At 39.9% G+C, this 7,974-nt stretch carries 8 protein-coding genes and 1 pseudogene; all 9 read left to right on the top strand.

The window, feature by feature from the left end; all coding sequences use genetic code 11:
• Positions 1–215 (top strand): annotated as a pseudogene (locus tag M4I42_RS15780) (YdbC family protein); the annotation flags it as partial.
• A gap of 63 nt (positions 216–278) precedes the next feature.
• Positions 279–1,955, top strand: coding sequence for a DUF262 domain-containing protein (locus tag M4I42_RS15775; RefSeq protein ID WP_268853022.1), 1,677 nt, complete (start codon positions 279–281; stop codon positions 1,953–1,955).
• Positions 1,956–1,980: 25 nt separating this feature from the next.
• A complete protein-coding gene (locus tag M4I42_RS15770; RefSeq protein ID WP_268853021.1) occupies positions 1,981–2,265 on the top strand; it encodes a type II toxin-antitoxin system HicB family antitoxin in 285 nt (94 codons plus the stop codon).
• A 131-nt stretch (positions 2,266–2,396) separates the two neighbouring features.
• Positions 2,397–3,188 (top strand): DNA-methyltransferase, encoded by a 792-nt coding sequence (locus M4I42_RS15765; protein ID WP_268853020.1) that lies wholly within the window; start codon positions 2,397–2,399, stop codon positions 3,186–3,188.
• A 46-nt stretch (positions 3,189–3,234) separates the two neighbouring features.
• On the top strand, positions 3,235–4,146 hold the full coding sequence (locus tag M4I42_RS15760) for a DNA adenine methylase (protein WP_268853019.1): 912 nt from the start codon (positions 3,235–3,237) through the stop codon (positions 4,144–4,146).
• Between the two features lie 14 nt (positions 4,147–4,160).
• Positions 4,161–5,435 carry a type II restriction enzyme gene (locus M4I42_RS15755; RefSeq protein WP_268853018.1) on the top strand — a complete coding sequence of 425 codons (1,275 nt, stop codon included), beginning with the start codon at positions 4,161–4,163 and terminating at the stop codon, positions 5,433–5,435.
• A 223-nt stretch (positions 5,436–5,658) separates the two neighbouring features.
• The gene (locus M4I42_RS15750) at positions 5,659–6,609 is read left to right on the top strand and encodes an Rpn family recombination-promoting nuclease/putative transposase (RefSeq protein WP_442864121.1); all 951 of its coding nucleotides are present in this window, start codon (positions 5,659–5,661) and stop codon (positions 6,607–6,609) included.
• A gap of 410 nt (positions 6,610–7,019) precedes the next feature.
• Positions 7,020–7,478, top strand: coding sequence for an HI0074 family nucleotidyltransferase substrate-binding subunit (locus M4I42_RS15745; RefSeq protein ID WP_268853016.1), 459 nt, complete (start codon positions 7,020–7,022; stop codon positions 7,476–7,478).
• Positions 7,459–7,752 carry a nucleotidyltransferase domain-containing protein gene (locus tag M4I42_RS15740; protein ID WP_268853015.1) on the top strand — a complete coding sequence of 98 codons (294 nt, stop codon included), beginning with the start codon at positions 7,459–7,461 and terminating at the stop codon, positions 7,750–7,752. Before M4I42_RS15745 ends, M4I42_RS15740 begins: the two co-directional genes overlap by 20 nt.
• Positions 7,753–7,974: the final 222 nt, after the last annotated feature.

The following is a 7,974-nucleotide window of genomic DNA, read 5'->3' as shown; positions in this document are numbered from 1 at the left end:
ATATTTTATTATATTTGCAAGAGCGCCAATACCCGCTGGAGAAGCAAAGACAGCTGCTGTATGCCACCGTTTTTCCTGAGTTTGAAGAGGCGCTCCGTTATGAAATAGAAACTATTCGTAGCATACACGAAGTCGAGTATGCCGAATTTGTCCAATTGCTTCGAACATTAAAACCGGAACAGGTGAAGCAGTTTTTTATGACATTGAAACAGTAAGTGTATCAAGAAAATGGGTTCAAACACTGTTTTCTGAGTTCTTAACAATGAGGTGTATATACGATGACACATGGAAAAATAGATGCCGATAAAAGAGTACTACAGAAAATTTTCTCGCCGGATTTTTGGTTTGTTATACCAGAATACCAACGTTCCTATGTTTGGCAATCGGAAAATATACAGGATTTAATTGACGATTTGTATTACGCATTTATGAATAAACGCGATAGCGAGTATTTCCTTGGTTCACTCGTTTTAAAGCGAACAAAAAATAAAGATTTTGCAGAATATGAAGTGTTAGATGGGCAGCAGCGGTTAACCACATTCTTTTTAATGTTTGCTGTTTTAAGAGATTTGCTAGAAGAACGAGCGTTTAAAAATAACCTTCAGCAGAAAATTTATCAAGAAGCTGATGAACTTGATATGGTACCTGAAAGGCAACGTATTACCTACCAGATTAGGGATCAAGTAGAAGACTTTATAAAGAAATATGTTATTGCTTTAGATGGAACTACGTTAATTGATGAATTGAAAGTAGAAAAAGAAAAAGATAATGTATCAATTTCCAATATGGCTAATGCGATACTTGTATTAAGAGAGCAGCTAGAAGATAAAGAAGAACTAGGAGAATTTGTTAAGTTTATTTTTAATAAAGCACTGGTTATTTATGTATCAACGGATAATACGGAAGATGCGTTTAGGATGTTCACAATATTAAATGATAGAGGTATCCCTTTAACGAGCGCAGATATTCTTAAATCAATGAACATCGGGCAATTGCATAATGAAAAAGAAATAAAAAAGTATGCGAAATATTGGGAAGAGATCGAGGGGCGTTTTGGAGAGGGATTTGATCGTTTTCTAAACTTCGTCAGAACAATTATCGTAAAAGAGAAAGCGAGAACAAATTTATTGGAAGAATTTGAGGAAAAGATTTATAAAGCTGGGAAGCTGACGCAAGGAAAAGAAACGCTAGATTTTATTAAACAGTATGATGAAGTGTACGAAAATGTCATCGAATTAGCTGATAATGAGTTGAGTAACGCATTTAAAAATCTCATTACTATTATGAAGATAGGATTCCGTTCAGAGGACTGGATACCTCCTGTCATGTATTATTACGCTAAGTTTAAAACAAATAAGATAGATGAATTTTTACGGAAGTTGGAATTTAAATTTGCTGGTGATTGGATTTCTGGGGTAAATTCAACCCCGAGATTAGAAGCGATGAATAATATTTTAAAGGCCATTGAACAAACGGATGTGTCTAATGTGAATGATTTAATAAATAACGATGACATTTTTTCAGTGGATGTGGAGGAGTTTAAGCGGCAGATTAGTGGTAACGTGTACAAAAAGCAATATGCAAAGTATTTGTTGTTAAAGATGGAGTATTTATTGGGGGATAACACCGTTCATTTATCTGGTTATAAAAACATAAGCGTGGAGCATATTTTGCCACAAAATCCGGATAAGAATAGTCAATGGGTACAAGATTTCACGGAGGACGAGAGAGCGTATTGGACAGATAAAATTGCTAACCTTGTCCTCATTAGCAAGAGAAAAAATAGTTCGTTAAGTAACTTAGATTTTAAGCAGAAAAAGGAACGTTACTTAAAAGGACATATGGACGTTTTCAAAGGAAGCAAAGTATTTATTGACCAGAAAGATGAGTGGACACCAAAGGTTTTAGAAGAACGGCAGCGACAAATGATCGATTTGTTGGCAAGACGTCCATGAACAATGAACGACTGGAGGATAGTCAATGGCTGTATATCAATTTTACGCAATCATTCAAAAAGCCGAAGAGGACGATGGCTATATCGTTACTTTTCCAGATTTGGACAACTGCTTTACCTACGGGGAAACGTTGGTGGAGGCAGTAGAGATGGCAGAGGATGTATTGTTGACAATGCTCGACTATATGGAAGAAATAGGGGAGGACATTCCTGTAGCTTCGTCTGTCGAAAAGCTAAAAGAACTCTTGCCTAGCGGCGCCAGCCTTGTAAATATTGAGATTGATACAGATATACTAACAAACGTGGGCTAGTTTACGCTTGTTCTATAGATTGGCTATCGTAACCAAAAAAACAGAAGTCGCCGGGCTTCTGTTTTTTGGATGAAAAATAGCACCACAGTTTCATGAATTACTAGTTCCTATGCAATGATAGGGGGAGAACGATGAATACGTGCTTCATCAAAATAAACGAGCACTTTGTCGTTATGAGCGAATCTTGTGTACTCATTGGAGATGACTGTTTGCGAGCGTTATCATATCTTCAACCAGCATCTGTTCATATGATTTTTGCGGATCCGCCGTATTTTTTATCAAACGGAGGGATTTCATGCAAATCAGGGAAAATCGTTCGTGTGGATAAAGGAGAGTGGGATAAAGAGCAAGATAGAGAGAAGATTGACGAGTTTAACTACCGATGGATTCAAGCGTGCAAGCGTGTTTTGAAAGAGGATGGGACAATTTGGATAACAGGGACGTTTCATAATATTTATTCCGTTGGTCAAGCGCTCCATCAGTTAGGGTTTAAAATCTTAAATAGCATTGTTTGGCAAAAGACAGATCCTCCTCCAAATATGAGTAAGCGAATGTTTACTCATTCCCATGAATACATCATTTGGGCGAAAAAGTCTCCCCAAAGCCGCCATTATTTTAACTATGCAGCAATGGTGAAAGAAAACAACGGGAAACAAATGACCGATGTTTGGACGATTCCACATGTTCCTTCTCACGAAAAAACATTTGGCAACCACCCTACCCAAAAACCTCTCCAACTATTAAATCGAATCATTATCGCCTCTACGAGACAAAACGATATTATACTAGATCCGTTTTGCGGAAGCGGTACGACAGGAGTTAGCGCATTATGCCTCAATCGACGGTTTATTGGAATTGAGCAGGAGCCGCTATTTATCCAACTAACGAAAAGACGGATTCAATCGGTGTACGGCACTGTTTAAAATTATGGTATAATATTAAGGACTGAAATTGGAGGTAGTACGTAAAGTGAAAGCGAAGCCATTTTTAAAATGGGCGGGCGGAAAGACGCAATTGCTAGATGAAATTATGCGTCGCTTGCCGAAAGAAATGAAAGAAGGAAAGATTCATCGTTATATTGAGCCGTTTGTCGGGAGCGGTGCTGTAATGTTTGAATTAGTGCAAACGTATCCTATCGAAGAAGTGTTCATTTTCGATATTAACGACGAGCTCATTACTGTCTACGAAGTAGTGCAAAAAGATGTGGAGAGGCTCATTAACAGACTTGCGGAATTAGAAACCTTATTTCTTTCGTTAGAAAAAGAAAAACGAAAAGTCATGTACTACGACATTCGGCAGCAGTTTAATGAAAAATTAGCAGACTTTCGTTTTGGTACGTACGGTGATCATAAAATTGAGCGGGCGAGCGAGTTTATTTTTTTGAACAGAACGTGTTTTAATGGGCTGTTTCGCGTCAATAAAAAGGGAGAATTCAACGTTCCAATGGGGGACTATAAACATCCAACGATTTGCGACGAAGACAATTTACGTGCCGCAAGCGCTATTTTGCAGACAGTGCGCATTATGCAAGGCGACTATAAAGAGAGCAGGGGGTTTGTTCACGATAAAACGTTCGTCTATTTCGATCCGCCGTACCGCCCGTTAAGTGCGAGCTCAAGTTTTACCGCCTATAGCAAATTTGATTTCACGGATGACCACCAAAGAGAGCTCGCACATTATTATCGTGAGTTGGACAAGCGAGGGGCTTTTTTAATGTTAAGCAACTCCGATCCGAAAAACACGGATCCGATGGATGCGTTTTTTGATGAATTGTACGCTGGCTTTACGATCGAACGGGTAACAGCCCGCAGAAACATTAACTCGAAAGGAAACGGCCGCGGAACGATTCACGAAATTTTAGTGACGAACTACGAAGTATAAAGGTGGGGGAAGCAGTGACAAAGACGAAAAATGATGCGGCGTGGGAACAACTTTTTGACAAATATCGTATTTTGCAGCACATTGAACAAAACGGTTTTTATGAAATTACGGCCGATGTAATCCGTCAATACCGCGAACCGCGCTTGATGTGCAAATTTGATCATAAAAACCATCTGCCCGATATTTTCGCCGACCATCGGCTTTCTATTTTGCCTATTTCCCGTAGTGCGTACGTGATTGGGGATTTTTCCACGTTTGCGGAAGTGACATATCAAAAAATGAAGCCACAAGCAATGAATATTCCCTATGATATCGAAACGATTCAGGCAGATGACCTTTACAGTGAAAGTGCGGCGCTGCATTTTGCTTATCATAGTGGCATGATCGACGACTTTTTAGGTGAAGAAACAAAGCATACGGTTAGTGGTCGAATGGGATCTGGAAAGTTTGCTTACGATATTGCGAGTCACAGAGGGCATCGGAAGCATATATGCGTGAATGGGGCGCAAATTGAGGTGGATGGCGGTTATGAAGGAAAGACGAGATTTGCTGTTATTGAGGCGAAGAAAGAAGCGGTGAACGACTTTAATGTGAGACAATTGTTTTATCCGTTTAAAGTGTGGAAGAAGCGGATTATGAAAGAAGTCGTTCCGATTTTTTTCACTCACTCAAACGATGTTTTTAGCTTTTTTATGTACACATTTGCCGACGAAAATGTTTTTACTTCTTACCGTCTTGTGAAACAAAAAGACTATGTCATTTCCCATCAGAAAATTACTGTGTCTGATATCGTGAACGTTGCGAAATCGATCCGGTTTGTGCCTGAACCGCGTGTTCCTTTTCCACAGGCGAATTCGTTTGCTCGTGTTGTCGATTTGCTTGGGCTTTTATACCAAGGAGACTTAAGCAAAAGCGAAATAACGGAAAATTATAATTTTGACAAACGGCAGACGGATTATTATTCCAATGCTTGTATTTATTTGGGGCTCGCAGAAAAATATAGAGAAGGCGACGAGGTAAAACTTGCATTGACGGCCGAAGGAAGACGGGTAATGGCGCTTTCGTATCGGGAAAAGTATATAACGCTCGCGGAAAAAATACTGGAGCATCGAATATTCTACGACGTGTATAACGAATATATACGCAACGGACAAAGCGTGTCGAAAGACTTCGTCATGGAAAAAATGAAGCAATACGAATTGTATGACATATCCTCTGAATCGACATTCCGAAGAAGAGCAAGCACCATCATTGGCTGGGTCAAATGGATTATCGACTTGCCAGAGTGAGAACGGGGAAGATGCTGTTTGCATGCTCGGGAAAAGAATCATACAACTTACAAAAATCGTATTTCCCATCTTTTCGAGCGCCTTTTTCCACGGCGCTCGTTTTGTTTTGCGCAAATTTTTCGCTAGAAAATTCATTTTTTGCGTTTTGCTTTTTTCTTCTTTTTCTGTTTTAATCAAGTTGTACGGCTATTTCTCCTTAACATTTCTCGAAAGGATGATCCTCCTGAAATACCTCGATTTGAAAGTCGATTTTATGTTCAAGCAGCTGTTTGGCCAGCCGAGCCGAAAGGCAATTACGATTGCGTTTTTAAACGCACTGTTGCATCGAAAAGAAGATGACCGAATCGTCGATGTTTATTTTGAAAACACCGAAATTACGCAAGTGACAGAAGATGGGAAAGCAGGACGGTTAGACGTGTTGGTGCGCACGAATCGTGGCGAACGAATTAACGTAGAAATTCAAGTCGTGAACCAATACGATATGCCAGAACGGCTGTTGTACTACTGGGCGCGGCTGTTTTCCGCCTCTTTGTCGAAAGGAGAGAAATATTCCTCGCTTCCTTCAACGATTATGATTGCAATCCTCAACTACCCACTCTTTCCACATGAAACCGACCGCTTCCACACCGTGTTTCACATCCGCGAAGACGAAGAACAATTCCTTTGGAGCCCACATCTTGAATTTCACGTGCTTGATTTATCACAATTTATGGTAAAATGGAAGAAATACCGCCGCGAAGTTAAGCGAGCGCCGGAATGGCCGTGGCTGACAATGTTATCGGCAGTAGACAATCGAACAAAGGGGGTGGATGAAGAAATGTTGCGCGAATTAGAAGAATTGGCGCGGAGTGAACAAGAAATTTTAGAAGCGTTGGAAGAATGGGAAAGTTTAAGCGTGGATCCGGAAAATCGTTATGCGTACGAAATGAGGCTCAAATGGTTGCTCGATCAATTAACAAACATTCGAAGCGAGCGTGAGGCGATTGAAGAAGGCTGGAAAAAAGGGTTAGAGCAAGGGAAGCAAGAAGGCTTGAGAGAAGGCATGAAAGAAGGCATGAAAAACCTCGTTCGTACGATGGCGAAAAAAGGAATGAACGCGAAAGACATTGCCCATTTGACGGATTTACCGGAAGAAGAAGTACGTGATTTGCTTAACGAGGAAGGAGCGAGATAGCGCTCTTTTTTAGAACGGTGCTAGGCACTGTTCGATTTGTTTTCCACGTTTTACGAACAGGACGTCGCTTTGGCGTCCTTTTTTGGTGATTGCATAAGAAAATGATGCCAAACAGTGTGATGCGATGTTGTATAATGAACAGAGGAAGGTGAGATACATGTACATAAATAATGCATTTTCACTTATCGTGTTTAGTCTTTTATCTTTCCTGCTTGGAATTAGCGGTATTTTTAGACTAACTGACCCGACGGGCTCATTTGACCGAGTACTCGGCTTGTTTCTCGTTTTGTTCGGCTTTCCTAGTGCCTTTTTAGGCATAAAAACGTGGTGGGGAGATAGGAAGCTAAGAAAAAAGCAGAAAAGATAGCAAATACACTATAATAAAAACATGCGGAAAGGAGTGTATTTATGTGAACCATTCATTGGAGAACTACAAAGAATCGATTGTTTTATCATATCAATATGCGTTTCGCTTATTGCTTCACTTGAAAAATGTTATTGCTGCTTCTAAGCAAATTCCGGCGGAAGATGAATTAATGAAAGAAGTATATCGAGATTCAATCGTGAAGAAATATGAAATTCTCGAAGATCAGCTTTGGAAATTGTTATCAAAAATTTTTAAAGCATCTGGGTTAGAACTACACAGCCCCAGAGCATGCTATCGGCAAGCTTTCAAAGAAGGCTGGATTGAACATATTGACATATGGAACGATATGTTAAGTTCTCGTAATGCAACGGCCCACGTATATAACGAGGAAGATTATGAGCAAATAAAGCAAAAAATTGTAGATGAGTACGTTCAACCAATCGAAGCGCTATTGCAAAAAATAAAAGAAGAAGTGATTGATCGTGACAACATATGGAATTAACCAAACCGTATTTGAGCGTCTAATGGCATATTTTCAAAGTGAGGAAGGTATTCAAAAAGTCATTTTATTCGGTTCGCGTGCAAAAGGGACGGCGCGTTACAACTCCGATATCGACTTGTGCGTCGATTATACAGGAAAGCAAAAATGGAAAGTCATCGATGCGATTGATGAAATCGTTGGCATTTATTCGTTCGATGTGTTGTTTTCTGACTCGTTGAACAAAGAAATCGCACGGCAAATTGCGCGTGATGGGGTTGTTATCTATGAGAAATAAAAAGGCAGGGGACCGATCGTCCGCCTGCTTTTTCGTTTATCCTGTAACGGATTTTCTTGTTTTTTTCAAAAGATCGAAGCGGTCGGCGTTCATGACTTTCACCCAAGCGTGAATAAAGTCGTGGACGAATTTTTCTTTGTTGTCGTCTTGGGCCTCACATTTCGCACCCTAACAAGGTCAAAACAAAGGATTTTTTATTTAGTTTTTCAGAATAACTTTTTA

It is taken from the genome of Anoxybacillus sp. J5B_2022 (assembly GCF_026847645.1).
GTDB lineage: Bacteria > Bacillota > Bacilli > Bacillales > Anoxybacillaceae > Anoxybacteroides.
This window is presented reverse-complemented; position numbering and strand designations above follow the sequence as displayed.